Origin of the sequence: Flavobacterium limnosediminis JC2902, from assembly GCF_000498535.1 — a bacterium.
Taxonomy (GTDB): Bacteria; Bacteroidota; Bacteroidia; order Flavobacteriales; family Flavobacteriaceae; genus Flavobacterium; species Flavobacterium limnosediminis.
In genome coordinates this window covers 422,078-447,486 of the sequence record NZ_AVGG01000001.1, presented here as the reverse complement: position 1 = coordinate 447,486, position 25,409 = coordinate 422,078, and the positions used below count along the sequence as shown (strand labels likewise).

The 25,409-nt window shown below is 41.1% G+C and carries 24 protein-coding genes; 8 read left to right on the top strand and 16 right to left on the bottom strand.

Translation table 11 applies throughout. The annotated features are described in order from the left end of the window. Positions 1-94: 94 nt before the first annotated feature. The 5 genes from FLJC2902T_RS02005 to FLJC2902T_RS01985 form a co-directional block, all read right to left on the bottom strand. The gene (locus FLJC2902T_RS02005) at positions 95-1,210 is read right to left on the bottom strand and encodes an AI-2E family transporter (RefSeq protein WP_023578117.1); all 1,116 of its coding nucleotides are present in this window, start codon (positions 1,208-1,210) and stop codon (positions 95-97) included. Between the two features lie 46 nt (positions 1,211-1,256). Then, entirely contained in the window at positions 1,257-1,958 is a 702-nt protein-coding gene (locus FLJC2902T_RS02000; RefSeq protein ID WP_023578116.1) for a potassium channel family protein, read from the bottom strand. 64 nt (positions 1,959-2,022) lie between these two features. After that, positions 2,023-3,591, bottom strand: coding sequence for an MFS transporter (locus FLJC2902T_RS01995; RefSeq protein WP_023578115.1), 1,569 nt, complete (start codon positions 3,589-3,591; stop codon positions 2,023-2,025). A gap of 3 nt (positions 3,592-3,594) precedes the next feature. Beyond that, positions 3,595-4,659: an HlyD family secretion protein gene (locus FLJC2902T_RS01990; protein ID WP_023578114.1), complete on the bottom strand. Its 1,065-nt coding sequence runs from the start codon at positions 4,657-4,659 to the stop codon at positions 3,595-3,597. A gap of 11 nt (positions 4,660-4,670) precedes the next feature. Beyond that, a complete protein-coding gene (locus tag FLJC2902T_RS01985) occupies positions 4,671-6,014 on the bottom strand; it encodes a TolC family protein (protein WP_081712522.1) in 1,344 nt (447 codons plus the stop codon). Positions 6,015-6,441: 427 nt separating this feature from the next. Between FLJC2902T_RS01985 and ricT the strand changes: the two genes are divergently transcribed. The 7 genes from ricT (at position 6,442) to FLJC2902T_RS01950 (ending at position 14,000) form a co-directional block, all read left to right on the top strand. Further along, entirely contained in the window at positions 6,442-7,857 is a 1,416-nt protein-coding gene (ricT, locus tag FLJC2902T_RS01980; protein ID WP_023578112.1) for a regulatory iron-sulfur-containing complex subunit RicT, read from the top strand. After that, positions 7,841-8,332, top strand: a complete 492-nt coding sequence (locus FLJC2902T_RS01975; RefSeq protein ID WP_035676687.1) for a gliding motility lipoprotein GldH — start codon at positions 7,841-7,843, stop codon at positions 8,330-8,332. Before ricT ends, FLJC2902T_RS01975 begins: the two co-directional genes overlap by 17 nt. 2 nt (positions 8,333-8,334) lie before the next feature. Then, positions 8,335-10,635 carry a transglycosylase domain-containing protein gene (locus FLJC2902T_RS01970; protein ID WP_023578111.1) on the top strand — a complete coding sequence of 767 codons (2,301 nt, stop codon included), beginning with the start codon at positions 8,335-8,337 and terminating at the stop codon, positions 10,633-10,635. A 72-nt stretch (positions 10,636-10,707) separates the two neighbouring features. After that, positions 10,708-11,412 carry a CoA transferase subunit A gene (locus FLJC2902T_RS01965; RefSeq protein ID WP_023578110.1) on the top strand — a complete coding sequence of 235 codons (705 nt, stop codon included), beginning with the start codon at positions 10,708-10,710 and terminating at the stop codon, positions 11,410-11,412. 2 nt (positions 11,413-11,414) lie between these two features. After that, entirely contained in the window at positions 11,415-12,074 is a 660-nt protein-coding gene (locus tag FLJC2902T_RS01960) for a 3-oxoacid CoA-transferase subunit B (protein WP_023578109.1), read from the top strand. An 86-nt stretch (positions 12,075-12,160) separates the two neighbouring features. Continuing rightward, on the top strand, positions 12,161-13,327 hold the full coding sequence (locus FLJC2902T_RS01955) for a class I SAM-dependent rRNA methyltransferase (protein ID WP_035676860.1): 1,167 nt from the start codon (positions 12,161-12,163) through the stop codon (positions 13,325-13,327). Between the two features lie 34 nt (positions 13,328-13,361). Further along, the gene (locus tag FLJC2902T_RS01950; RefSeq protein ID WP_023578107.1) at positions 13,362-14,000 is read left to right on the top strand and encodes a uracil-DNA glycosylase family protein; all 639 of its coding nucleotides are present in this window, start codon (positions 13,362-13,364) and stop codon (positions 13,998-14,000) included. 73 nt (positions 14,001-14,073) lie between these two features. Here the strand turns inward: FLJC2902T_RS01950 and FLJC2902T_RS01945 are convergent, their stop codons facing one another. The 5 genes from FLJC2902T_RS01945 to FLJC2902T_RS01925 all read right to left on the bottom strand — a co-directional run bounded on the left by FLJC2902T_RS01945 (position 14,074) and on the right by FLJC2902T_RS01925 (position 20,955). Continuing rightward, on the bottom strand, positions 14,074-15,675 hold the full coding sequence (locus FLJC2902T_RS01945) for a fumarate hydratase (RefSeq protein WP_023578106.1): 1,602 nt from the start codon (positions 15,673-15,675) through the stop codon (positions 14,074-14,076). A 279-nt stretch (positions 15,676-15,954) separates the two neighbouring features. Beyond that, on the bottom strand, positions 15,955-17,067 hold the full coding sequence (locus FLJC2902T_RS15680; RefSeq protein ID WP_023578104.1) for a helix-turn-helix domain-containing protein: 1,113 nt from the start codon (positions 17,065-17,067) through the stop codon (positions 15,955-15,957). Positions 17,068-17,322: 255 nt separating this feature from the next. After that, on the bottom strand, positions 17,323-18,762 hold the full coding sequence (locus FLJC2902T_RS01935) for a nucleoside recognition domain-containing protein (protein ID WP_023578102.1): 1,440 nt from the start codon (positions 18,760-18,762) through the stop codon (positions 17,323-17,325). Positions 18,763-19,022: 260 nt separating this feature from the next. Beyond that, the gene (locus tag FLJC2902T_RS01930; protein WP_023578101.1) at positions 19,023-19,736 is read right to left on the bottom strand and encodes a 3'-5' exonuclease; all 714 of its coding nucleotides are present in this window, start codon (positions 19,734-19,736) and stop codon (positions 19,023-19,025) included. A 61-nt stretch (positions 19,737-19,797) separates the two neighbouring features. Next, positions 19,798-20,955, bottom strand: a complete 1,158-nt coding sequence (locus FLJC2902T_RS01925; protein ID WP_023578100.1) for a serine hydrolase domain-containing protein — start codon at positions 20,953-20,955, stop codon at positions 19,798-19,800. A 112-nt stretch (positions 20,956-21,067) separates the two neighbouring features. On the opposite strand from FLJC2902T_RS01925, the gene FLJC2902T_RS01920 reads away from it, so the two are divergent. Beyond that, a complete protein-coding gene (locus FLJC2902T_RS01920; RefSeq protein WP_023578099.1) occupies positions 21,068-21,694 on the top strand; it encodes a hypothetical protein in 627 nt (208 codons plus the stop codon). Here FLJC2902T_RS01920 and FLJC2902T_RS01915 read toward each other — a convergent pair. The 6 genes from FLJC2902T_RS01915 to hemF all read right to left on the bottom strand — a co-directional run bounded on the left by FLJC2902T_RS01915 (position 21,691) and on the right by hemF (position 25,401). Continuing rightward, positions 21,691-22,161, bottom strand: coding sequence for a methylated-DNA--[protein]-cysteine S-methyltransferase (locus tag FLJC2902T_RS01915; RefSeq protein ID WP_023578098.1), 471 nt, complete (start codon positions 22,159-22,161; stop codon positions 21,691-21,693). The genes FLJC2902T_RS01920 and FLJC2902T_RS01915 overlap by 4 nt on opposite strands. A 17-nt stretch (positions 22,162-22,178) precedes the next feature. Then, positions 22,179-22,379 carry a helix-turn-helix transcriptional regulator gene (locus FLJC2902T_RS01910; protein WP_023578097.1) on the bottom strand — a complete coding sequence of 67 codons (201 nt, stop codon included), beginning with the start codon at positions 22,377-22,379 and terminating at the stop codon, positions 22,179-22,181. Further along, entirely contained in the window at positions 22,369-22,848 is a 480-nt protein-coding gene (locus FLJC2902T_RS01905; protein ID WP_035676684.1) for a hypothetical protein, read from the bottom strand. The genes FLJC2902T_RS01910 and FLJC2902T_RS01905 overlap by 11 nt, the downstream gene beginning before the upstream one ends. Before the next feature lie 107 nt (positions 22,849-22,955). After that, positions 22,956-23,348, bottom strand: coding sequence for a c-type cytochrome (locus FLJC2902T_RS01900; protein WP_035676855.1), 393 nt, complete (start codon positions 23,346-23,348; stop codon positions 22,956-22,958). 121 nt (positions 23,349-23,469) lie between these two features. After that, positions 23,470-24,465 (bottom strand): porphobilinogen synthase, encoded by a 996-nt coding sequence (hemB, locus tag FLJC2902T_RS01895; protein ID WP_035676683.1) that lies wholly within the window; start codon positions 24,463-24,465, stop codon positions 23,470-23,472. A 33-nt stretch (positions 24,466-24,498) separates the two neighbouring features. After that, positions 24,499-25,401, bottom strand: coding sequence for an oxygen-dependent coproporphyrinogen oxidase (hemF, locus tag FLJC2902T_RS01890; RefSeq protein WP_023578094.1), 903 nt, complete (start codon positions 25,399-25,401; stop codon positions 24,499-24,501). Positions 25,402-25,409: the final 8 nt, after the last annotated feature.

Genomic DNA, 25,409 nt, shown 5'->3' with positions numbered 1-25,409 from the left:
AAAAATGCCGCAATACAAATTAAAAAACCTGTCCTGTATAAATACGGGCCAGGTTTTTTTATGAAATAGTTTTGGTTGCAGTAAAAAATCAGATTCAGAGCTCAACCCCTTCGTGCGATTCTCCCACAACAGGTGTACTTTCTTTTACAGTCTCTTTTCCCTCATGCATCCAGGCATCAAACAATTGGTAGCCGATGGAAAATACGATCGGACCCACAAATAAACCGATAAATCCGGACATCATGAACCCGCCGATAACACCAAGGAAAATAACCAGCACGGGAACGGAGGCTCCTTTGCCTAAAAGCAGTGGTTTCAGCACATTATCGGATAAGCCGCTGACCGCGAAAAAGACTGTCCATAAAACAGCAGTGGTAGTACTGTCGCCAGTTGAAAAAAGATAAATGATTACCCCGATATTGACGATGATAGGACCAATCTGTAAAATGGATAATATCAGACAGATTAAGGTCAGAACTCCAGCAAAAGGGACACCACAGAGAAACAATCCGAAGGCCTGAATGATGGTCTGTATTACCGCTACGCCTAAAATTCCTTTCACCACCTGATATACGGTAGATACCGTTATGTCGATGATTTCTTCTCCTTTTGTGGGTCCGGCGACTCTCATGATTAAATCTGTGGCTAAATTTTGAGAGCTTTTGGACGCCATCAGGAATCCTGCAATAATAAGCGAAAGGATGATTTGGAGAAACGTCAGTCCTGAACTGACAATGCTTCCCAATAGCATTTTGGAGACTTCCGTTATTTGTTCTTTGTAGTCCATCACGGCCTTTTCAAGATTAACAGAGGCAGCATGCAGGAAGTTGTATATTTTGTCTCCGATAATAGGCCAATCCTTCATTTTTTGGGCCGGGGTTTCTATTTTCAGGGTTCCGGCTTCCATTTGGTCTTTTACATCAATAATGCTGGAAACTGCCGAATTGAAGAAAGTAATCGTAGGCAGGATGATTGCCAGCAATATGACCGTTATTATTAAAAATGAAGCCAGACCTCCGCGTCCCTTTAATTTTTTCTGGACAAAATTATACAAGGGATGTATTATTATGGCAAAGATGATTGCCCAAAGGATAGGCATCATAAAAGGTAGTAAAAGCCTAATACAGAATCCCATGATAAGGAATATCATTCCCAATTGAAGGATGATGTCGAATAGCGTTTTGCTATTAAGTTCGGAATTGTTTTTCATGCCCTTTGGTTTTTAAAAGTTAGTGAAACGGATAAAAATTGAATAGTCAGGTTTTATTTTTTCTGAGATCCGGGGTGTTACTGTCTGATACCAGACGTCCAATCAGAATTACAGGATATAACACGCCAAATATGGCCTCCATCTGAACCATTGAGCGCGCAAACGGATGCAACGGAAGGATTTCGCCATAACCTGTGGTTGTGATAGTGATATAGCTGAAATATAAAAAATTGGCTTCCAGGCTGTTTCTTTCAAATGGTGGTAGGGTGATTTGGAATGAGCCGTCGATACGTTGGAAAAGGAAAAGGTAAATGATAGACCAGAGGCTTGCCATCAGCATATAAACCACTACTGAGCCCGCTACCCTGAATATAGTTACAGGCCCGGGTTCAAACACTTTTATAAGGACCAAAGTAATTAACAGCAAAAGGACGGCAAGCGAAAGGACGAAATCGGTAATTATAATGAAATTGCTGGTATCGAAAAGACTGATCCAGCCAACGATTACAAACAAAACAGGAATAATGGAAATCAGTGAGGCTTGTTTTTTACTGGTCCCCAATGCAAAAATACCTGACAAAAGAAAGAGTACCCAGAAAATCTGCATAGCTAACTTTAAAAAGGAATGGTTGCCAAACAGAGGAATAAAAAGGAAGTGCATGATGAAAAGCAAAACCAACATACTTAAAAGTCCGTCCTCTTTATCCCATAAATGATTGAATAAACGATATTTTTTTGCTTTAACCATAAGGTTTTAATTTTAAATGGAAATCAATCAGTAATTGCAAAAAACCAAAAAGAACGAATTGTATTTAAATAGGTATCGGTTCCAGTTCCACTCTTCCCAACGGCCTTCTTCCCAGTCTGAAAAGCAGAATAATGAGAACCGGCAAAAAACAGATGGCGGACAATACCAGATAAATATCCTTGTAAGCAAGTAAAATGGCGGCTTGTGATGTTTGATTGGAAAGGTTCTTTTCTGCCATTTTTTGTGCCTCTTTTTCGGACAAACCTTTACGTAAATATACGGTTTTTGATTGATTTAACTGATTTTCAGCTAATTGATTTGTAGGGGATAACTGTTGGCTTAAACCGGTTTTATGATGAATGTTAGCATTGGAAATCATTGTTCCTAAAATTGCGCCGCCCAACAGTGTAGCTAAAATGACTCGGGCTATGACGCCGCTCATCATTCGGGAATCGCCTAAATTTTTAGGAATTCCTTCGGCAATGTAAAGTGCTGAGGCGGGATACAGAAAACCGATGGCCAGTCCTTTGATAATAAAGGGCAGGAAAAAGTCGGACGGACTGATTTCGGGATAAAACCGAAAGAAGATAAGGGTGTGATATAATCCGAAGCAGGTAAATCCGGTAATCCAAATGGTGGCGATGTAAATTCGTTTATACAGTAGATACGTCGACAGCGGTATGGCGATGAAAATCCCGATCAGCAATGCCAAATGCGTCCGTGCCTGGTACAGTGTGTCAAACCCAAGAACGTTGGTCATGTAGCCCGAAACGATGCTTCCGGTTCCGTTCATCACGCCGGTATAGAAAAAGAGAAACGAACCAAATACCACATTTTTGTACCTGTACACATCCGGATTAATCAGCGGTTCTTTTGTAAAACGGGCATGGAGCAGGTAAATCCCGATAATGATCAGCAAGAAAGCAACAGAAATCGATATTTTCGGATCACTGAACCAGTTTCGGGTCTGTCCTTCGGCACAAAGAAAAAGGATAACAGTAAAGGATAAAATCATCAGAAACCACCCTCTCCAATCAAACTGAAAAACGCTTTTCATCGGAGCCACATCTTTTTTATAGAAAATCCACGCCAGAACAATTCCGATAAAAAAATTGAAATTCAGAAAGTAAATGCTGAAGGTCCAATCGTATAAACTGGTAAAATTAGTGCCCAGATATTTATAAATGTGTTGGCTCCCCTGAAGAATGAACTGCATGATGCCGTACATAATGGCCATATTGAAGGCTGGGTTGTATTTCAGGATTATGGGTATCATGGTGGCGAATATTCCGATGATGGAAATGATGGATAAAAGGGAGCGCCAAACCGTAAACCATTGAATGGATGTCGTATATAAAGAAGCGGTATTGAACAGTATTGCCAAAAAACTGACGGATAAAATCATCGTGCGCAACGGAATTTGTTTTGCAACTATTAATGCCAACGGTAAAAAGGCTAACATGGCAAAAGCGGGAATGTAACTCGAATAGGTAAAAACCGTCGTGGAAGCGCCGAAATGACCCAAAATCTGAGAATTGTCGTAGGCAGTTACGTTCAATGTATTGAAAAAAGGAATGGTCAGAACATAGAGCCCGACAAGAGTGAAAACGCTTCCTTTTTTTAGTTTGGCCATGACTTATTTTTTTACTTCTACCGTTACGTTCATACCGGGTTTTACGGGTTGCAGTTCTTCTGCTGTGGCTTCGAATTCAATTTTTACCGGAATCCGTTGGGTGATTTTTACAAAATTTCCCGTGGAATTATCCGGTTCCACCATCGAAAATTTGGCTCCGGTTGCCGGCGAAAAACCAACGACTTTGCCTTTAAATTCCTTGTCATCAAGTGCATCAATCGAAATCGTCACGGCTTGTCCCACTTTAATCCGTTCCACCTGAGTTTCCTTGAAATTGGCAATCACCCATATTTTGTGTTTTAAAACAATGGAAGCTACAGTCTGATTCGCATTCACAAGATCGCCAACGGAAAGTTCCCGTTCCCCCACAAAACCATCGATTGGAGCGGTTATTATGGTATAGGATAATTGTAGTTTTGCCGCATCCAGATCGGCTTGCTTTCTGGCCACCGTTGCTCTGGCGGCTTCCAGGTTGGTTTTGCTTTGTTGGGTGATGGAGCCACTGGCCAGTAATTCATTTTCGCCCGCTTTCAGATAGGCTTCCGCAGATTTCATTTTCGCCAATACCTGATCGTATTGATTGCGGGTTACAGCCGAGTCGGCAAACATTTTTTGAAAGCGTTGGTAGTCTTTTCTGGCTTTTTCAAGTTCGGCTAAATCGCCGGCTAATTTTTCTTTGGAAGCAGCCTGGTTGGACACCGACGTGGTTATGTTTTGTTCCAAAGAATGCAGATTTCCTTCGGCTATGGCCAAATCCGCTTCGGCCTGTTTTACTTTGATGCGGTATTCCTCATCATCCAGAATCACCAGCGTGTCTCCTTTTTGTACCCGCTGGTGTGCTTCGAACCGGATTTCTTTTATATGTCCGTTCGCCCTCGCTGCGATAGTGTTGATATAGGATTCCACTTGCGCATTGTTGGTGGTTTCATACTTGCTGAAATCAAAAAATAAACTCAAAATCCAAAAAACGCCTCCCAGCAAAAAAATAAACGAGAGAACCGTCAGAAGGGTGTTTCTCTTTTTTTCTGTTTTTTGAATTGCCTCTTTGTTTGCACTTTCCTCGCCCATAGCCTTTCGGTTTAAAGTTTCCCCATCGCATACTGTAGGGTGAAATATTGAATAATCAGATCCAGATTGGCATTGACTAGGGAGATTCTGGCTTCGTTTACCTGTAATTCGGCATCGACCATATCACTGATCAGCGCAAAATCATTGTCATACCTACTCTTTACGATTTTATAGTTGCTTAATGATAACTCCACGTCTTTTTTATACGTTGTTATGTTTCTTTGGCTTTCAATATATTTCACATAAACGGTTTTCACCTCTTTGTCTATCTGGTCTTTGGTTGCTTCTAAAGCGATGTTGCTTTTCTCGATGTCCAACTTATCACTGTTCGCCTGATGTTTCAGGTTGTAAAAACTGGAAATTTCCCAGTTCAGGGAAAGGCCGACCGTCCAGAAATTGACAATATTCGGATAATTGGGCCATTGGGCCGGGTACTGCGAATTCAATGATGCTCCGGCATACAGATTGGGCAGGTAACCGCTTTTTGTAATGCTCAGGTTGGATTCAGACAATTTCACCTGAAGTTCCGATCGCTTGATTTCATACCGGTTCTGATAGGCTTCTGATAAACATTCTTTTAAACTCATTTCTTCCACCGGAATCGCGGTTTCTGCCAGTTCGGGTTTCAGCACGGTATCGGTTGGGAGTCCTATAAGAATGTCAAGGAAATTGCTGACTAATTTGATGTTGTTGGTGTCCTCAAATACGGAAACCTCAAACCGGGATTGTTGTAATTCCGTCCGCAACAGGTCGCTTTTCAGGTTTTGTCCGTTGGCAACTCTTGACTGAAGCTGTTTGATTCGTAAATTGGTGTTTATTATATTTTGTTTTGTGACTTCGATCTGCCGGTAGAGTTTTTCGAGTGTGAAGTATTGCTGTACAATGGTAAGCTTCACTTCTGCCTCGGTCATTTTAACTGCCGCTTCCTGTAACTCGCTCAGTAATTCCTGTTTGTTTATCCTGTTGTTGATGAGGTTTCCGGTGTAGACGGGCATGGTGGCCAGAATACCTGCGGACCCCTGATAGTCAAGATAATCCACCGTAACACTTCGCTCATAGAAACCCTCGTAAACTTTCGGATTGCCTATGTGATTGTAGTCCATATTTAAACCGATCCAGGGTGTTTTGGCTGTTTTGGCCTGGCTTACATTTTCGTTGGCAATGGCAACATCGGTAGTAGCCATTTTGAGCTGTCGGTTGTTCAGAATTCCCAGTTGAAGCGCCTCCTCTAATTTTATGCTTCTGACATTCGTCAGGCTGTCGTTCTGACCATGACATACAGCAATAGAAGAGCAGGCGACTATGAGTAGCAGAAAATTAAATCTTAAACTTCTTAGATGCGTATCGGTTATCAATTTTTTAATTTATTTAAAAACGGAATATTAATAACGAACAGCTTTGGGGAGGTCAGAATAAAAAATACAAGTGAAACTGTATTAATCATCTGACTATCAAATATAAAGAAATTAACAATAAAAACCTTCCCATACTTGTTAAAAATGTACTTGATTGTGATTATGAAATTTGTTTAATATTGAAAAATGATGTAATCAAGTGTAAATCAAATGATTGTGTTTTGTTGTGTGACGCATTGTTTTGCATTTTGAGATTTCCATTCCTTCTTTAAAAGCAAAACGGTATAATTTCCTGAAATAAGATGCGTTTGTCTATAAAGTTAAACCCTCTGATCACAAAACAAAAAAACACTATCTTTACACACAAAATCTATTTACGAATAAGTAGTTCAGCTAATGGCGGACGATCAATATATATATTCAAATTATGGCATGTAACAGTTGTTCAACTTCCGATGGCGGCGCGCCAAAGGGGTGTAAAAATAATGGGACTTGCGGCACCGATAGCTGCAACAAATTAACCGTTTTCGATTGGCTTTCCAACATGACGCTTCCGGGCGGTCAGGAACCTTTTGATTGTGTTGAGGTTCGTTTTAAAAACGGACGAAAAGAGTTTTACCGCAATGCCGAAAAAGCAACCCTGAGTATCGGTGATATCGTTGCTACGGAGGCTTCTCCGGGACATGATGTGGGAATCGTTACCCTGACCGGGGAATTGGTAAAGGTTCAAATGAAGAAAAAAGGTATGAATCACGAAGGTGAAGTGCCGAAAATCTACAGGAAAGCCTCCCAAAAAGATATCGATATCTGGAGTGATGCCCGTGATAAGGAAGAACCGATGAAGGTGCGTGCGCGTGAAATCGCAATCGCGTTAAAACTGGAAATGAAAATTTCCGACATCGAATTCCAGGGCGACGGCTCTAAGGCGACGTTCTATTATACGGCAAACGACCGTGTCGATTTCCGTCAGTTAATCAAGGATTTTGCCAAGGAATTCAGTACCCGAATCGAGATGAAGCAGGTAGGTTTCCGTCAGGAGGCTTCCCGTTTGGGCGGAATCGGTTCTTGTGGTCGCGAATTGTGCTGTTCCACCTGGCTGACCGACTTCCGAAGCGTGAATACCTCGGCGGCGCGTTACCAGCAATTGTCACTGAATCCGCAAAAATTGGCCGGACAGTGCGGTAAATTGAAATGTTGTTTAAATTATGAATTGGATACGTATCTGGATGCTCTAAAAGGTTTTCCGGATATGGAAACGAAATTATATACCGAAAAAGGGGATGCGGTTTGTCAGAAAATCGACATTTTTAAAGGATTGATGTGGTTCGCTTACACCAATAATTTTGCCCAATGGCACGTTTTGAAGGTTGATCAGGTAAAAGAAATTGTGGCGTTAAACAAAGAGAAGACACGTGTTTCCGCGGTTGAGGATTATGCGATGGAGACTGTTGTGGAGGAAGAGAAAAACTTCCAGAATGCCGTAGGACAAGACAGTTTGACCCGTTTCGATCAGCCTAAAAAGAAAAAACGTCCGAATAAAAAACGTCCGACCACTACCGCTGATGCTGAAAAACCTAAAGGCGCTCCGGAACGACAAAACAGGATTGCTCCTGAGGGACAAAGCAGACAAAATCGCCCTGCACCCGACGGCCGAAATAAAAACACACCTGAAGGACAGAACAGACCAAATCGTCCTGCACCCGAGGGACAAAGCAAGACCAATCCCGAGGGACAAAGCGGACAAAAGAAAACCAATCCCGAAGGACAAAACCGAAACAAAAACCGAAGACCGAAACCAAATAGAAACAAACCATCGAACGATAAAAATGATTCAAAACAATAAATTTTTAATTTTTGGATTTGCCTTGTCACTCTTGTTTTTTTCCTGTGACAAAAAAAGGGTTTTTGATGAATACCGCGAAATTGACGGTTCCTGGCACAAAAAGCAAAAAGTGACGTTTAGCTTTGAACAAAAGGACACGATTCAGGATTACAATATGTTCGTAAACATCAGAAATAACAACGATTATCCTTATAATAACCTGTTTCTGATTGTTTCCATGCTGCAACCGGATGGTGTTACCAAAGTGGATACACTCGAATATCAGATGGCCAATCCGGACGGTACATTGATGGGTGAAGGGTTTTCCGATGTGAAAGAAAGCAAACTCTGGTATAAGGAAAATACGAAATTTCCAAAAACGGGTAAGTATGTGGTTAGCATTCAACAGGCAGTCCGCGAGAGTGGAAAAGTGCCCGGAGTGGAACAATTGCAAGGTGTTTCGGAAGTAGGTTTCAGAATTGAAAAAACGAATTAATAATGGCTCAAATCAATAATAAAAAAGAGGATTTTTCTCCTTACGTTAAAAAATTCTGGAAACTGTTCTTTTACTGTTTCGGAGGTGTTATTTTATTCTTCCTCTTCGCTTCATGGGGACTTTTCGGATCGATGCCGTCATTCGACGAACTGGAAAATCCGAATTCCAACGTGGCTACGGAAATCATCTCTTCCGATGGGGTAACCATCGGTAAATTTTATCTGGAGAACAGAACGCCGGTAAAATATGCGGAACTTCCGGATCATTTGGTGAAAGCCTTGGTGGCAACCGAAGACGAGCGTTTTTACGAACATTCCGGCATCGACAGTAAAGGAACCCTTCGTGCCATGTTGAGCCTGGGCAGAAGTGGTGGTGCGAGTACCTTGACCCAACAGTTAGCCAAAAATCTATTCCATGGTGAAGGTTCCAAATTTATTTTGTTCCGAATTGTCCAGAAAGCAAAAGAGTGGATTATCGCTACTAAACTGGAGAGACAATATACCAAACAGGAAATCATTGCCCATTATTTAAATACCGTGGATTTTGTAAATACCGCTGTGGGAATCCGTTCGGCATCCAAAGTGTATTTCGGTAAAGAACCGAAAGACCTGACCGTTGATGAAGCGGCCATGTTTGTGGGAATGTTGAAAAACCCTTCGTTGTTCAATCCGTTACGCCGCTTACAGAAAGTAACCGACCGCCGTAACGTGGTGTTGCATCAGATGGAAAAAAACAAGTTCCTGACCAAAGAACGAAAAGAATTCTTCCAGGCGAAACCGATCGTGTTGAAATTCACACCGGAAAGTCACATCGAAGGAAGTGCTACCTATTTCAGAGAATACCTTCGTGATTTTATGAAAAAATGGGTGAAAGACAATCCTAAAAAAGACGGCGACGGCGAATATGATATTTACCGTGACGGACTGAAAATTTATACCACCATCGATTCCAGAATGCAGCAATATGCAGAAGAGGCTGCAGCAGAGCACTTGGCCAATCTTCAGGAAGAGTTTAATAAAAGACAGAAAGATAATCCGAATGCGCCTTTCACCGGCATCACACCGGATGAAACAAAGTTAATCATGGAGCGTTCCATGAAAAATTCAGAGCGTTGGCGTATCATGAATGAGAAAGGTTTTGATGAGAACAAAATCGTAAAATCATTCGATGTTCCAACCAAAATGAAAGTATTTACCTGGAAAGGGGAGAAAGATACTTTACTGACACCTCGTGATTCCATCATATATTACAAGCATTTCCTTCAGACGGGAATGATGGCGATGGAACCGCAATCCGGGCATGTTAGGGCTTGGGTAGGCGGAATCAATTACAAGCATTTCCAGTACGATCACGTGGGACAAGGGGCACGACAGGTAGGTTCTACTTTTAAACCATTCCTATATGCCACAGCGATTGAGCAATTGAAGATGTCGCCTTGTGATTCGATAGTCGATTCTCCGTTTACGATGCCGAAAGGGCGTTATAATATTGATGCCGACTGGACGCCTAAAAACTCCACCGGAAATTACCGCGGTTTGGTTAATTTAAAATCTGCTTTAGCGAATTCCATAAATACGGTTTCTGCAAAACTGATTGATAAAGTAGGACCGGAAGCGGTGGTGGATATGACTAAGAAATTAGGTGTCAGTTCGGAAATCCCTGTTCAGCCTTCCATCGCTTTAGGTGCGGTAGATATTACCGTGGAAGAAATGGTGGCCGCTTTCAGTACATTTGCCAATCAGGGGGTGTACATGAAACCGCAGGTAATTGTAAAAATTGTAGATAAAAACGGAGTGGTTTTATACGAACCGGTTCCGGAATCAAGAGACGTAATGAGTAAGGACGTGGCTTATACTATGATTAAACTGATGGAAGGCGTTACCGAATACGGTACCGGTTCCCGTTTGCGTTGGGGCAGTGCACCCGAAGCAGCCAGAGTTACCGGAGTTCCGTATAATCTGAGAAACCCGATTGCCGGAAAAACGGGAACATCCCAAAACAATTCCGACGGATGGTTTATCGGTATGGTGCCGAATCTGTGTGCCGGTGTATGGGTTGGTAATGAAGACCGTTCCGCCCATTTTGAACAAACCAATATGGGACAGGGTGCTACCATGGCATTGCCGATTTGGGGAATATTCATGAGAAAATGTTATGAAGATGAAAGTCTGAATATTTCTCAGAAGCCTTTTGAAAAACCTGAAAATTATTCCGTTAAAGTGGATTGTTGGGTGCCTAAAAAAGTGGTTGTCGACAGTCTTGCCGTCGAAGAAGATACACAAACCGAAGAATTCGATTTCTAAATACAAAACGCCTTTCAAAAAAGGCGTTTTTTTTATACTTTTAGGCCAAAATTAAACAAACACAATCACCATATGATTAATAAAAAAGTAGGTAATGTTCAGGAAGCATTACACGATATAAAAGACGGGCAAACCATCATGCTCGGTGGTTTCGGACTTTGCGGAATCCCCGAAAACAGCATTGCCGAGCTGGTTAAAAAAGATGTAAAAGAATTAACCTGTATTTCAAACAATGCGGGAGTGGACGATTTCGGATTGGGATTGTTGTTGCAAAAACACCAAATCAAAAAAATGATTTCTTCGTATGTGGGCGAGAATGCCGAATTCGAACGTCAGATGTTAAGCGGCGAATTGGATGTGGAATTAACTCCGCAAGGAACCTTGGCCGAAAAATGCCGTGCAGCACAAGCAGGGATCCCTGCTTTCTTTACACCTGCAGGTTACGGAACCGAAGTGGCCGAAGGAAAAGAAGTGCGCGAATTCAACGGAAAGATGCACGTAATGGAATTGGCCTACAAAGCCGATTTTTCTATTGTTAAGGCATGGAAAGGCGACGAAGCCGGAAATTTGATTTTCAAAGGAACCGCCAGAAATTTCAATAGTTGTATGGCCGGAGCGGCCAAAATTACAATTGCTGAGGTAGAGGAATTGGTGCCTGCAGGAACTTTGGATCCGAACCAAATACACATTCCGGGAATCATGGTGCAACGCATCTTCCAAGGGGAGAAATTTGAAAAGAGAATTGAGCAACGTACAACCCGTAAAAGAGAAGAATAGTCATGGCTTTAGATAAAAATCAAATAGCAAAAAGAATCGCACAGGAAGTTAAGGACCGTTATTTCGTTAATTTAGGTATCGGAATTCCGACTTTGGTTGCTAATTATGTCCGTCATGATATCGCTGTGGAATTTCAGAGTGAAAACGGGGTTCTTGGTATGGGGCCTTTCCCTTTTGAAGGTGAGGAAGATGCCGATATCATCAACGCCGGAAAACAAACCATCACAACATTGCCGGGCGCGAGTTTCTTTGATTCAGCGTTCAGTTTCGGAATGATCCGTGCACAAAAAGTAGATTTGACGATTTTAGGCGCGATGGAAGTTTCTGAGAATGGTGATATCGCCAACTGGAAAATACCGGGTAAAATGGTAAAAGGTATGGGAGGCGCTATGGACTTGGTAGCATCTGCTGAAAATATCATTGTGGCTATGATGCATGTAAATAAAGCAGGCGAATCGAAAATTCTTAAAAGATGTACGCTTCCGTTAACAGGTGTGGGCTGCGTTAAAAAAGTGGTAACCGAATTGGCGGTTTTGGAAGTGACACCAAAAGGATTTAAACTTCTTGAAAGAGCACCGGGTGTTTCCGTTGAGGAGATTATCAAAGCTACAGAGGCCGAATTAATTATTGAGGGTGATATTCCTGAAATGGCTATCGATTAATTCAATCAAAATATATTTAAAAGCATCTTTGGTAAAATATACTAAAGATGCTTTTTGTTTTTAACTTTGCACCAAAATACAAAACAATGAGTTATCCGAAAGTAATATTAAAGCCGGGAAAAGAAAAATCAGTGCAACGCCGTCACCCTTGGGTGTTCAGTGGGGCGGTTTATGGTGTGAGTCAGGAATTGAATGACGGGGAAATGGTGGATGTGGTGGATTCCAACAACAAACACCTGGCGACCGGTTATTTCAGTGACCGCGGTAGTATCGTGGTGCGTATTTTGACTTTCGGAGACGAAGCATTCACCGAAAATTTCTGGGCCGACCGATTAAAAGGTGCTTGGGAACTACGAATGAAATTACTGAAGTTAGAGGAAACCAATGCCTTTCGTCTGATTCACGGGGAAGGTGACGGGATTCCGGGGCTGATTATAGACTATTACGATAAAAACTGGGTATTACAGGCCCATTCAAGCGGAATTTTTCAGGAGATTGAGAAAATCGCCGATGCCATAAAACAAAATTTCGCTGACTATTGCGAAACCATCTATTGCAAAAGCAGTGGCACCTTACCACAAACGGGAAGGGACTTTTTCCTGTTTGGGGATAAACCGGAAATCATTGCTAAAGAGAACAACATTATGTTTTCCGTGAATTGGGTGGAAGGTCAGAAAACCGGTTTCTTCCTGGACCAGCGCGATAACCGAAAATTGCTTGGGCATTATGCCAAAGGGAAAAGAGTATTGAACACGTTCTGCTACACCGGAGGATTTTCCGTGTATGCGATGAGTGCGGGTGCCGAATTGGTAACCTCCGTGGATATTTCAGAAAAAGCAGTTGCTTTGGCCGAAAGAAATATGGAACTGAACCACGACGACTGCAATCACGAGGCTGTAGCTTCAGACGTGTTTACCTACATGAAAGAACACACGCAACAATACGATCTTATCGTTTTGGATCCGCCGGCATTCGCTAAAAGCATCAAAAGCAAACATACCGCAACACAAGCCTACAAACGGTTGAATATTGCCGGTATGAAAGCCATGGCGCCAAAAGGAATCTTATTTACGTTTTCCTGTTCACAGGTTATCGACGACGTATTGTTTTACAACACCGTTGCCGCGGCTGCCATTGAAAGCGGAAGAAATATCAGAGTGTTACACAAATTAACACAAGGTCCGGATCATCCTGTAAATATGTACCATCCGGAAGGAGCGTATCTGAAAGGATTGGTGCTTTACGTTGAGTAGGGAGGTCTGTTTGAAACAATAGAATTCATTGCGGATGATAACGACACATCAATATCTTGAAAAGTATCCGATTTTGAAGGATAGTGAAAAACTTATTGTCGGGACTATTCATCCTCATAATCATGCGGATTTTGCGCTTCCTTTTTTCTATGGGAATGTAGCAAGTATCTGGAAAATTTTAAGTGAAGCCTTTCCGGGCGATTTGCAGCAGCCATTAACATTGGAAGGGATATTGACTTTTTTACAGAAGAAGAAAATTGCCATCAGTGATGTCATATTGAAATGTGAACGGACAACTCCAACCGCATTTGACAGTGATTTGATTCCGCTGGAACTAAACCAGCAAATCTTGTCGGATATTAAAAATTCGAATATCACGGAAATCTTTTTTACCAGCGGTTTTCAGAAAAATGGTGCTTTCCGTCTTTTTTACGTGAATATCCTAGGGAAGAGAATTACGCAGGATATAAGACAAAAGAGGGAAGTTGTTGAAGATACTTTTTTTGGCCGACCGATTAAATTGACCGTATTGTATTCTCCTTCCGGTAGCTCAAACATAGGGCTTTCAAAGTCGAAATTGTTTTTGGAAAACAAAGATAAATACAAGGATTCGAAAAAACCAATTCATGATTTTAAAGTAGATTATTATCGCGATAAATTTGATATAAAATAAAAACCCGTCTCCAATATTTGAAGACGGGTTTTTCTATTTTCTTTGCTCTTTATTCTATTCTCTCTAATAAAGATTACAAATTCTCAAAGAAATCATTCCCTTTATCATCGGTAATGATGAAAGCAGGGAAATCTTTAATCGTTATTTTACGTACCGCTTCCATGCCCAACTCTTCGAAATCCACCACTTCTACGGAAAGAATGTTCTCCTTGGCTAAAATTGCGGCAGGGCCACCAATCGAACCTAAATAGAATCCGCCGTATTTGTTGCACGCATTCATCACGTCTTTTGAGCGGTTTCCTTTGGCCAACATAATCATGCTTCCGCCATGTTTCTGGAATTCGTCCACATACACGTCCATACGTCCGGCAGTGGTTGGTCCGAAACTTCCCGAAGGCATTCCTTCCGGAGTTTTGGCTGGACCTGCATAATAAATCGGGTGGTTTTTGAAATACTCCGGCATTGGTTTTCCGGCGTCCAATAATTCTTTGATTTTCGCATGAGCGATATCACGTGCCACGATCAACGTACCGTTCAGTTTCAAACGGGTTTTGATTGGGTATTTGGATAATTCAGCCAAAACTTCCGACATCGGACGGTTCAGGTCGATTTCAACCGGATCTTCCAAATGTGGAACTGTTTCCGGTAAGAACTGTTTCGGATTCACTTCCAATTGTTCTACGAAAATACCGTCTTTGGTAATTTTTCCTTTGATGTTTCTGTCAGCCGAACAGGAAACCCCCATTCCAACCGGACAAGAAGCAGCGTGACGCGGTAAACGGATTACACGAACGTCATGCGTTAGATATTTTCCGCCAAACTGTGCGCCGATGTGGCTTTCTTCACAAATTTTCTGTACGCGTTTTTCCCATTCCAAATCACGGAAGGCCTGACCAGCCATGTTTCCGCTGGTTGGTAAATTGTCGAAGTATCCGGCTGATGCTTTTTTCACGGCAGCTAAATTCGCTTCCGCAGAAGTACCGCCGATAACGATCGCCAAGTGATAGGGAGGACAAGCCGAAGTTCCCAAATCCATGATGCGCTCGCGAACGAATTCATCCAGAGATTTTTCGTTTAATAATGATTTTGTTTTCTGATACAGGAAAGTTTTGTTGGCAGAGCCACCACCTTTTGCTAAAAACAGAAATTCATAAGAGTTTCCTTTTTTTGCATATATATCGATTTGCGCAGGAAGGTTCGAACCGGAGTTCTTTTCTTCAAACATCGAAATCGGAACAATCTGTGAATAACGCAGGTTTCTTTTTTCATAGGTGTTGAAAATCCCTTTCGACAACCATTCGCCGTCATCAGCTCCGGTATATACGTTTTCTCCCTTTTTACCCATTACGATTGCCGTTCCGGTATCCTGGCACGATGGCAATTGCCCATCTACAGCCACTACGGCATTTTGCAATAAGTTATAGGCCACAAAACGATCGTTGTCGGTCGCTTCGGGGTCTTCGATGATGTTTCTCAGTTTTTGCAAATGCGAAGAACGCAACATGAACGATACGTCGCTCATTGCTTCTTCGGCTAATAATTCCAAACCTTTTGGGTCTACCATTAAGATTTCACGGTCGCCCAATTGTTCCACTTTAACGTAGTCGGAAGTGATTTTTCTGTATTGTGTATCGTCTTTTTGAATCGGATACGGGTCTTGGTATATAAAGTCCATATAATAGTAATTTTAGGAGCGTAAATATAAGGAATATTGAGGGAATGAAGAATGGATTGCTGTTGATTTCCTGCTAGGTTTTTTAAACCTTGTAGGTATGCTTTAGTTCATTCCAAAGCAAATTTTTCGGTTAGATGACTACTTTTTTGATTATGACAAGACACGAAATTCCCTTTGTTTTCAAATAATGCCAAAACATCATTCCTTTTTATTTTGGTTTCATCTGAACGATTCAAAAGCGGAATGTCTGTGGTTGCCCAAATTATAAGAATCAGGGCACTATAATCCTTTTTGAAATTTGTATTCGGAAGGAGTAACAGAGGTGAATTTTTTAAAAGCTGTGTAAAATGCTGATTTGGAATTGAAGCCGCACTCAAGTCCAATGGCAATGATAGTATAATTGGAAAAGTTAGAGTCGGTTAGGTATTTTTTTGCATTTTCAACTCGTAAATGATTGATGAAATCTGAAAAATTATGTCCGCTTTCTTTATTGATTAGTTGTGACAATTTGCTAGTGCTCATCATTAATTCGGTTGATAATTTATCCAAACTGAAGTAAGGATCACGATAACGTTTGTTTTTTTCAATGTGTTTTTTAATCATCAGAAATTTATCATCCGAAAAATGATTGTTTGGCAAAATGTTGTTTTTGCATTTGTCATCGGCTAAAATTTCTTTTCTCAAAGCAATCCTTTCAATCATTAAGGAGTAATTATAATACCCATGATAAGCGAGCCAATAGAATAAAGCGGTGGAACTGATACGCACCGGATAATAAATCCATACTTTAGGAGTAATTGGGTCGTTAAAATTTAAAATAATAGCGCAAATCCACATAAGGAGTACAATCCCACTGATAAAAGCAAAGTTTTTCATCCATTTCAGATTGTCATAAGCGAGAATCGGGCTATATAAATCGGAATATTTAAATATTACGACTAACGTTTTTATGAAAATAAATAGCATTAAGGCAGTATTTGCAATTTCTTCAAATTGCTTATATTTTCCGATGAACATACTGTTTTCCTGATGAAAATAATGAGTAAATAGCATTACTCTGATTATGATTTCTACTGTAAAAATGAGAAGTGCAGCTTTAATATATGATGGTACCTTTTTTTCAATTTTTAAATAATACATGAAAAAAGTATAAAAAGCAGGAAGAATCAATGCATACCAAGGAATAAGTAACCTGCGGATAAAGAAGGGAGCTTCAGTAAAAACGGATTCAAATAAAAACGATTGGAGGTTACTAAGCAGTAAAAAAGCAATGAATAAGTCAAGATAAATGATGGTTTTATCATTTCTGTTTTTTGAGCACTGCGTGGCGATTATAAAGACAATGCCAAGCAATACACCTGAGATCATAAAAAAATCGAATAACTGTTTCATCTTTGACTTTATTTCAAGTAACAGATTTTATGAATTTCTTCTAAGAAATGGTTCCCGATAGACGTCACTTCGAGTAGCGAATCCAACGTATCGAGAAGTTTTGTTTCATTAAACCAAAAACTCTTGAATTGACTTTTTTTACAATTTCACCCAAGGGGTAATAATTGTTCTTTTCTAAAACTTTTAACTTCATATTTGGAATCGTTCTTAAAACTGTAAGGACCTATAGGGTTTTGAAAACCTTGCAGGAAACGATTAAAAAAACCAACTAGCCACGAAAATCGCCGTAATCACACAAATTACATCCACCAAAAGCATTGTTCCTAAAGCGTAACGGGTATTTTTTATATTAACCGAACCAAAGTACACCGCAATCACATAAAACGTGCTTTCTGCGCTGCATTGGAAAATACTGCTTAATCTTCCGGTTAAGGAATCGGCTCCAAAAGTATTCATCGAATCGATTAAAAATCCTCTTGATCCTGCAGAACTAAAAGGTCGAAGCAATGCCACCGGTAACGCATCGGTGATTTCTTTGCTTACACCCATATTGGAGAAAACAAACGCGATCCAATTACTGATAATTTCAAATAAACCGCTGTTTCTGAATAACGAAATGGCCACTAACATTCCCAAAACATATGGAAAAATAGTAACCCCAGTTTTAACGCCGTTATTGGCACCTGTTACAAAGGCTTCAAAAACAGTGGTGTTTGACTCAATAAACTTCTTTTCCTTTCGGAAGGAAAAAATCAAAGTAAAAGCAATAATTCCCACTAATATTAATGCGGAAAGATTGGAAGTGAAATAGTTTTTACCGATTAGATCCAAATGGTTTACATACATCAGCAAGCCAATGATTCCGGCAATTAATGCCATCAGGACGGCCACCAAAGAAGCGCTCTTGAAATTAATTTTTTGTTTAACGCCAACAATCAGAAAAGCGGCAATCGTACCGATAAATGAAGTGATAATACAAGGTAGCATAACATCGGCTGGGTTGGTAGCACCCGCAGCAGCCCGATAACCAATAATGGAAGTGGCAATTAAAGTGAGCCCCGAAGCATGCAGACACATGAACATAATTTGGGCATCGCTGGCTTTGTCTTTTTCGGGATTGATTTCCTGTAAACTTTCCATGGCTTTTAACCCAAATGGAGTGGCCGCAGAATCCAATCCCAAGAAGTTAGCAGCAAAATTTAAAGTCATATAAGAAATAGACGGATGGTTTTTCGGAATACTCGGAAACACTTTTACAAACACGGGGCTTAGTACTTTAGCTAATTTTCCGGAAGCACCCGAGATAATCAAAAGTTCCATTAAACCACAGAAAAAGGCCAGGTACGCAATTAGCGGGAGAATCAGATCAACTAATGTACTTTTACAAGTTGGCAGTAAACCATCCGATTTTTGTACGCCGCTGAAGATTTTTACCGTTTGGTTCTTGTAAACGTAAGTCGTATCCGGATTGGTTTCGATTGTATTGATGACGATGGTGTTCTCCGGCGCTTTTTCAATGCTGTCTTTGATGAAAGCAGGGACTTCCTTCAGGTATTTTTCGGAGATCAGTAGCGGTTCGTCTTTTTTTCCGTTCAGTGCGTAATCGATGGAATAACTGTTTCCGGAAAATAAACTGATGACAATAAAGGCAATCGAAGAAATAAAAATTGCCAACCAAAATCTGCTCAATACCATAAAATCTGTTTTTTTGTAAATGTACTATTTAACCGCAAAGTTCGCAAAGGTTTTTTACTTCGTCTGTTTGACCTTTGGTCTCGGGTCGCAACGAACACGATTAAAACTGAAGTTTCCAAATGCCTTAGCCCCGATTACTTCGTCAATTCGCTTCGCTCGGGTGGAACGACGTCCTTTTTTACTGTACGGATATTTCCACCGAGCATGACAGCAAAAAAGATAAAGTGTCCCGATAGCTATCGGGAAGCGGGAAAGAGCTCCTAAATATGAATAACTTCCTCCTCAATCAGCAAATCCTCCCTGCGCAATCGCAACAACACCTGCGCTACCGCAATCACGTCCTTTTCACAATACGTAATGATACGGTCGATGTCTTTCTCCACATAAAACGTATGCGCCACTTCGCTGCCGTCGATATCGTCTTTCGGGGAAGGAATCCCGAGTACGTTGGTCAATAATTTCAGCGAGGTAAAGGTTTTGTAATCGCCGAATTTCCACAATTCCATGGTGTCCAGATGCGGAACTTCCCAAGGTTTTTTACCGAACAGGTTCAGTTTCATCGGAATCGCAATCTGATGGATAATCATGCGTCTCGCGATGAACGGAAAGTCGAATTCCTTGGCGTTGTGTCCGCATAAAATATGTTGCGGCTGACTGAAATGGTTGTTCAAAAGGTTGCTGAAATCCTTGAGGATTTTAACTTCGTCACCAAAAAAGGAAGTCACCCTAAAATGACGAATGTCGCCCTTAAAAGTAAAATAACCTACCGAAATGCAGATGATTTTTCCGAATTCGGCCCAAATACCGGCGCGTTCGTAAAATTCTTCGGCGGTAAAATCGTCTTTGCGCTGGTATTTCGTTTTTGCGTCGAAAAGCGCCTGTTTGGTTTCGTCTAAGACGTTAAAATTTTCTTCTTCCGGAACCGTTTCGATGTCTAAAAAGAGAATGTTCTCCAGATTAATTTTCTCAATCATGTTGCATGGTTTGTATTAGGATTATTTGGCTTATATATGAAAATCACTACAAATAAAAGAATTATTTTCTTTTTTCCAACATTTTATACGCTTCATTTACATAAACATACAAATCGTTGCTGTGCGGATCTTCTTCGGTCTGTAAGCCCTTGATATGGCCTAAGCGCACGATGATCACATTGTCTTTCGGAATCACAATCACGAATTGCCCCAAATGCCCGCGCATGTAAAACAGTTGTTTCCCGTTGATGTTGTGCAGCCAGAAACCGTAACCGTATTGCGGGCTGTTAGGAAATCTCGGGGTAATCGATTTAGCTACAAACGCACTGTCCAAAAGTTGTTGACCGTTCCATTTTCCACCTTGTTTGTACAGTTTTCCGAAACGCGCAAAATCCCTCGCATTACTTGCAATACAGCAATAGGCTTTTTCAATACCGTCCGGATTATGGTCAAGTTGCCAAAGCGCGTCGTTTTCCGCACCCATCGGTTGCCAGAATTTCTTGGAAACATAATCGGAGACGTGTTCTCCGGTTGCTTTTTCAATGCACATCGCCAATAATTCCGTGGAACCGCTCAAGTATTTGAAGGATTGTCCCGGTTTTTCTTTCACGTCCAAACCTAAAATCACTTTCTTTAAATCGTCGTCAAAATAGGCGCGGGTTACGATGGAAAGCGGACTGTAATATTTTTCGTCCCAGTTCAATCCGGAAGCCATCGACGACAAATCGCCCACGGTCACTTCTTTGGCAAATTGGCCTTTCAGTTCCGGGAAAAAGTCGGTCACTTTTTGGTCCAAACTTTTGATTTTCCCTTCCATAATCGCTTTACCCAACGCCGCCGAAATCACACTTTTCGCCATCGAAAACGAATTGGATTTCGAGTTTGTTCCATAGCCGTCAAAATAACTTTCGTGCCAGATGCTGTCGTCTTTAATGATTAGGTACGCCACGGTGCCCAGTTCTTTATGCGTTTTATTCAGTTCTTCGGTAGCGGGAACCGAATTGTAGTCTTTTGCAATCGCCCAGGGTTGCGCGGTTCCTTTCTTGATTTCGCGATTCGGGAAATGGGTATAATCATCCAGGAAAGCCGTGGTATAGCCTCTGAAATAAATGGTGCGCACTGCCCGAAGCAGGTAATCTACATCAAAGATGTACATCAGAATGATAATGCTTGCAAAAATGATTGCAAACCATTTCAGGAATTTTTTAAGGAAAGTCATGTTGATTCAGTTATATTGATAAAAGTAACAAAAATTATAAAATGTATTAGAAATTTATTTTGACGCAACCTTCTCTTACAATTTTCATCTTTAATTTAAAAATATACTTGTTATGAAGACTACAGTAAAGGGGTTACGGTTTTTATTTTTCTTCTTTTTTCTTTTGGGTTGTTCTGACCAGGATGATGCAATTGTGAATCACGATCCGGTTTGTGATGTTGGTAATACAACGTTTCAACAAATGTATAGTAGTCTGGCAGTAGCATCCTCATCACATGAATTGGTAACCATGGATAGCGAGATACATGAATATTCTTTTACACTTTCTTCTTCTAAAACCATCTGTAGTATAGGTTATCAGAGTGTTCATAGTGACCCTGCTATACCTTATATTATTGAGATAGAAAACAATGACACCAATATAGTTCTCTATAGTGGAACTCATATTTTTTCACAGACAGCAACAAGTTATGTGGCCCCGACTTCTACAATATCTCTTTTGCCAAATGTTTCTTACTCAATCCGACGTATTCAAACAAATTGGGATGGTGATGCTTATAATGTTTGCGGCAGGCTAATAGAATCCTATGATAATCTGAACACAATAAGTGTTTTGCCGATTTCTTTAAATGGTATGACTGTCACAGGCTCTAAATTTAGTGATGTGTCAGATGCTACAAATGGCCCTGGGGATATTGATTTCATATTGCCTTATATTGATATAGTGTTTGAGAACTAAAACAGGCTCTGTTGCGCAGAAGGATTCTCATGTTCCAACAGCCATTTTTTCCGCCACAAGCCACCGGCATAACCGGTAAGCGATCCGTCGGAGTCGATTACTCTGTGGCACGGCACAACAATCCACAACGGGTTTTTTCCATTGGCGGATGCCACGGCACGAATGGCTTTCACATCACCCAGTTTCTTCGATAAATCCATATAAGAAGTGGTTTTGCCATACGGGATTTCCAATAACGCTTTCCAGACTTTCTGCTGAAAATCTGTGCCTTTCGGGTTGAGAGCAAAAGTGAATTGGGTTCTTTTTCCGTCAAAATATTCCTGAAGTTGTTTCACGGCATCTTTCAATTCATGCGGAATGACTTTCGATATTTCACCTTCCTGAAGAATCGAAATGACCGAAACGCCGTTTTCATCGCCTTTAATTTTGGCGGTTCCTAGCGGCGTATTGATAAAGACGGTTTGCATTCGATAAAGGTAGCAAATTAGTCGGTGGCTTCCAATTCAAATATCTCGTTAACCGATTTTTCAAATAGTTTTGCCATCTTCAACGCCAATACTGTGGAAGGTACATATTTTCCGGCTTCAATAGCGTTGATGGTTTGTCGGCTCACGCCAATTTTTTCGGCCAATTCGGCTTGGGTGAGGTTGGCAATCGCGCGCTGTACTTTTACGTTATTCTTCATCGTCGGAAATTGTGTTGTTTTTGTAAAGCATCCAGTGAAAACGTATGATGAAAAACAATAAAAGCGTAAACATGTTGTACATCATTACGTTCAGAAAAGGCAGGCCATAAATAAAAAGTATGCAGAACAGCAGGACGCCATAATTCACATAAGTCGCCCATACCAAACTCTCCAATCGGATTTTGGAAACCATTTCGTCTTCGATCTTCTCTTTGGAAAAGGCGAATAGGAGTCCGCTAACGATGAATACCGTCATTACTATTTCATCCAGGATGTTGTTTTTCGTCCAAACGAAATAGTTAGTGCCTTTTAGGGATTCATCCGAGAATAAGGCAAACATAGTTACTTGTAATTGTACTGTTTCATCTTCATTCAGAAAGAAGATAAATAATAATCCCAAAAGTGACAGAACGAAAAGAACGCCGCTGATTTTCTTGAAGGAATTCGGAAATAAATGGTTCGTTTTCATGAGTAATGATTTTAATATCAATTCAAATGTAAAACATAATTTCCAAAAAGACAAGTAAACTTTACATTTTTACTGCTAAAAATGTCCCCCGAAGAGGACGATGTTTTTTATGGACCAAAACTCAGTATGTAGGTTTCAAGGGCTTTTCGCTCTTCGTCAGTAAGCGCTTTGGTAATGGTGAAGTTGGCTTTCATCATCGTGTATTGTTTTGGATCTACGATAGGGCCGCTTTTCTCGGTCAGGAAATCAGGGATGCTGGCTCCTTTCTCCTTGTAGGTTTTGGCAATTAAGGCTAAAGGAGGGCCTATTAATTTCTCGTTGGGTTTGTGACAGGTATGGCATGTGCCCTTTCCGTTAAAGATTTCTTTTCCCAATTCCATGGAAACTTCTTCCGCTGATTTTTTTATTTCAGGGTATAACGGTTCTTTTTCTTCTTCCTTTTCCTTTTTGCAGGAAATTAAAGTAATCAATAACGATATTAGGAGGATTGTTTTTTTCATTTTATATGCCTCTGTTCGCTTAGTAAAAGACATGAATAAAGTTACAAAAATTAAAAAAGGCGCACAAGTTAATTGGCGCCTAATTGTCTAATTCCTGACTTTCTGAAAGTCTGGTCTGTGTTTATTTTTTCAATAAAATAGCCGCTTCTTTGGCGAAATAAGTTGAGATTAAACTCGCACCTGCACGTTTAATGCACATCAATTGTTCCATCATGATTTTGTCGTGATCCAGCCAGCCTCGTTCGGAAGCCGCTTTAATCATGGCGTATTCTCCGGATACATGAAATACAGTCACCGGAACATTCACCGCATTTTTCACTTCGCGAACGATGTCCAGATAAGCGATTCCCGGTTTTACCATTACCATGTCGGCACCTTCTTCCACATCCATTAACGCTTCTCTGATGGCTTCGATACGGTTGGCATAATCCATCTGGTAGGTTTTTTTGTCTTTCGGAACTTCAATATCGGCCTCTTTTGGAGCACTGTCCAACGCATCACGGAATGGTCCGTAAAACGCCGAAGCATATTTCGCCGAATAGCTCATGATTCCCACATTGTGAAAACCAGCCGCGTCCAAACCTTCACGCAAACGCAACACACGTCCGTCCATCATGTCGCTCGGTGCCACGAAATCGGCTCCGGCCTGTGCATGGGAAACGGCCATTTTTACTAAAGCGTCCACAGTTTCATCATTAGCGATATCTCCGTTTTTTATAATTCCGTCATGTCCGTAAATGGAATACGGGTCTAACGCGACATCCGGCATCACAATCATTTCCGGGCAGGCCGTTTTGATGGCTTTGATGGCTTGTTGCATCAGTCCGTTCGGATTCCAGGCTTCTTTACCGGTGTTGTCTTTTAAATCATCGTTTACTTTTACGTAAATGTTTACCGCACGAATGCCTAAAGCGAATAATTCTTTCACTTCTGCTACAGTCAAATCTATGGAACGACGATAGATTCCAGGCATGGAAGGAATTTCCACTTTTATGTTTTCGCCTTCAGCTATGAACATCGGAAACATAAAGTCGGCCGGACTTAAACTGGTTTCACGCACTAAACTTCTTATGGATTCGTTGACTCTTAGTCTTCTGCCTCTGTGTAATGGAAACATGGTAATTGATAATTTATAATTGACGATGGACAATTAAATCCAGTCAACTGGTTTTTCTAATACGTTGATTAATTTTTCCTCCTCACTTCCCGCTTCCGGATGATGGTCGTAAACCCACTGCACATGCGGCGGTAAGCTCATCAGGATGGATTCAATTCTTCCGTTGGTTTTTAATCCGAATAGCGTGCCTTTATCGTGCACTAAATTGAATTCCACATAACGACCGCGACGGATTTCCTGCCACGTTCTGTTTTCTTGTGTGTATGGTAATTCTTTTCTTTTTTCTACAATCGGGACATATGCTTGAAGGAAACTGTTGCCGACTTCCGTTACGAAAGCAAACCAGTTTTCCATCGACATGGCTTCGGTGGCTTTGCAATGATCGAAAAACAATCCACCAATTCCTCTTGCTTCGTTGCGGTGCGCGTTCCAGAAATATTCGTCGCATTGTTTTTTAAACTTCGGATAGAATTCCGGATTGTGTTTGTCGCAAGCCGTTTTACAGGTTTGATGAAAATGTTTTGCATCTTCTTCAAACAGATAGTACGGCGTTAAATCCTGTCCGCCGCCAAACCAACTGTTGATGACTTTTCCTTCCTTATCGTACATTTCGAAATAACGCCAGTTCGCGTGAACGGTTGGCACCATCGGGTTTTTCGGGTGGATGACCAAACTCAGTCCGCAGGCAAAAAAGTCGACTTCGCCTACGCCAAAATAAGTCTGCATGGCTACTGGTAACGCTCCGTGAACGGCTGAAATGTTTACACCGCCTTTTTCAAAAACGTTTCCGTTTTCAATTACGCGGGTTCTTCCGCCACCGCCTTCCGGTCGTTCCCATAAGTCCTGACGGAATTTTGCCTGACCGTCAACGGCTTCCAGACCTTTGCAGATTTGGTCTTGTAGGGTTTGTATGTATTGATAGAATTGCTCTTTCATTTTTCTGC

Coding starts and splice junctions, on each gene's coding strand:
- FLJC2902T_RS02005 (WP_023578117.1), bottom strand. CDS start 1,210: ATGAAAAACAATTCCGAACTTAATAGCAAAACGCTATTCGACATCATC.
- FLJC2902T_RS02000 (WP_023578116.1), bottom strand. CDS start 1,958: ATGGTTAAAGCAAAAAAATATCGTTTATTCAATCATTTATGGGATAAA.
- FLJC2902T_RS01995 (WP_023578115.1), bottom strand. CDS start 3,591: ATGGCCAAACTAAAAAAAGGAAGCGTTTTCACTCTTGTCGGGCTCTAT.
- FLJC2902T_RS01990 (WP_023578114.1), bottom strand. CDS start 4,659: ATGGGCGAGGAAAGTGCAAACAAAGAGGCAATTCAAAAAACAGAAAAA.
- ricT (WP_023578112.1), top strand. CDS start 6,442: ATGGCATGTAACAGTTGTTCAACTTCCGATGGCGGCGCGCCAAAGGGG.
- FLJC2902T_RS01975 (WP_035676687.1), top strand. CDS start 7,841: ATGATTCAAAACAATAAATTTTTAATTTTTGGATTTGCCTTGTCACTC.
- FLJC2902T_RS01970 (WP_023578111.1), top strand. CDS start 8,335: ATGGCTCAAATCAATAATAAAAAAGAGGATTTTTCTCCTTACGTTAAA.
- FLJC2902T_RS01965 (WP_023578110.1), top strand. CDS start 10,708: ATGATTAATAAAAAAGTAGGTAATGTTCAGGAAGCATTACACGATATA.
- FLJC2902T_RS01960 (WP_023578109.1), top strand. CDS start 11,415: ATGGCTTTAGATAAAAATCAAATAGCAAAAAGAATCGCACAGGAAGTT.
- FLJC2902T_RS01955 (WP_035676860.1), top strand. CDS start 12,161: ATGAGTTATCCGAAAGTAATATTAAAGCCGGGAAAAGAAAAATCAGTG.
- FLJC2902T_RS01950 (WP_023578107.1), top strand. CDS start 13,362: ATGATAACGACACATCAATATCTTGAAAAGTATCCGATTTTGAAGGAT.
- FLJC2902T_RS01945 (WP_023578106.1), bottom strand. CDS start 15,675: ATGGACTTTATATACCAAGACCCGTATCCGATTCAAAAAGACGATACA.
- FLJC2902T_RS15680 (WP_023578104.1), bottom strand. CDS start 17,067: ATGAAACAGTTATTCGATTTTTTTATGATCTCAGGTGTATTGCTTGGC.
- FLJC2902T_RS01935 (WP_023578102.1), bottom strand. CDS start 18,762: ATGGTATTGAGCAGATTTTGGTTGGCAATTTTTATTTCTTCGATTGCC.
- FLJC2902T_RS01930 (WP_023578101.1), bottom strand. CDS start 19,736: ATGATTGAGAAAATTAATCTGGAGAACATTCTCTTTTTAGACATCGAA.
- FLJC2902T_RS01925 (WP_023578100.1), bottom strand. CDS start 20,955: ATGACTTTCCTTAAAAAATTCCTGAAATGGTTTGCAATCATTTTTGCA.
- FLJC2902T_RS01920 (WP_023578099.1), top strand. CDS start 21,068: ATGAAGACTACAGTAAAGGGGTTACGGTTTTTATTTTTCTTCTTTTTT.
- FLJC2902T_RS01915 (WP_023578098.1), bottom strand. CDS start 22,161: ATGCAAACCGTCTTTATCAATACGCCGCTAGGAACCGCCAAAATTAAA.
- FLJC2902T_RS01910 (WP_023578097.1), bottom strand. CDS start 22,379: ATGAAGAATAACGTAAAAGTACAGCGCGCGATTGCCAACCTCACCCAA.
- FLJC2902T_RS01905 (WP_035676684.1), bottom strand. CDS start 22,848: ATGAAAACGAACCATTTATTTCCGAATTCCTTCAAGAAAATCAGCGGC.
- FLJC2902T_RS01900 (WP_035676855.1), bottom strand. CDS start 23,348: ATGAAAAAAACAATCCTCCTAATATCGTTATTGATTACTTTAATTTCC.
- hemB (WP_035676683.1), bottom strand. CDS start 24,465: ATGTTTCCATTACACAGAGGCAGAAGACTAAGAGTCAACGAATCCATA.
- hemF (WP_023578094.1), bottom strand. CDS start 25,401: ATGAAAGAGCAATTCTATCAATACATACAAACCCTACAAGACCAAATC.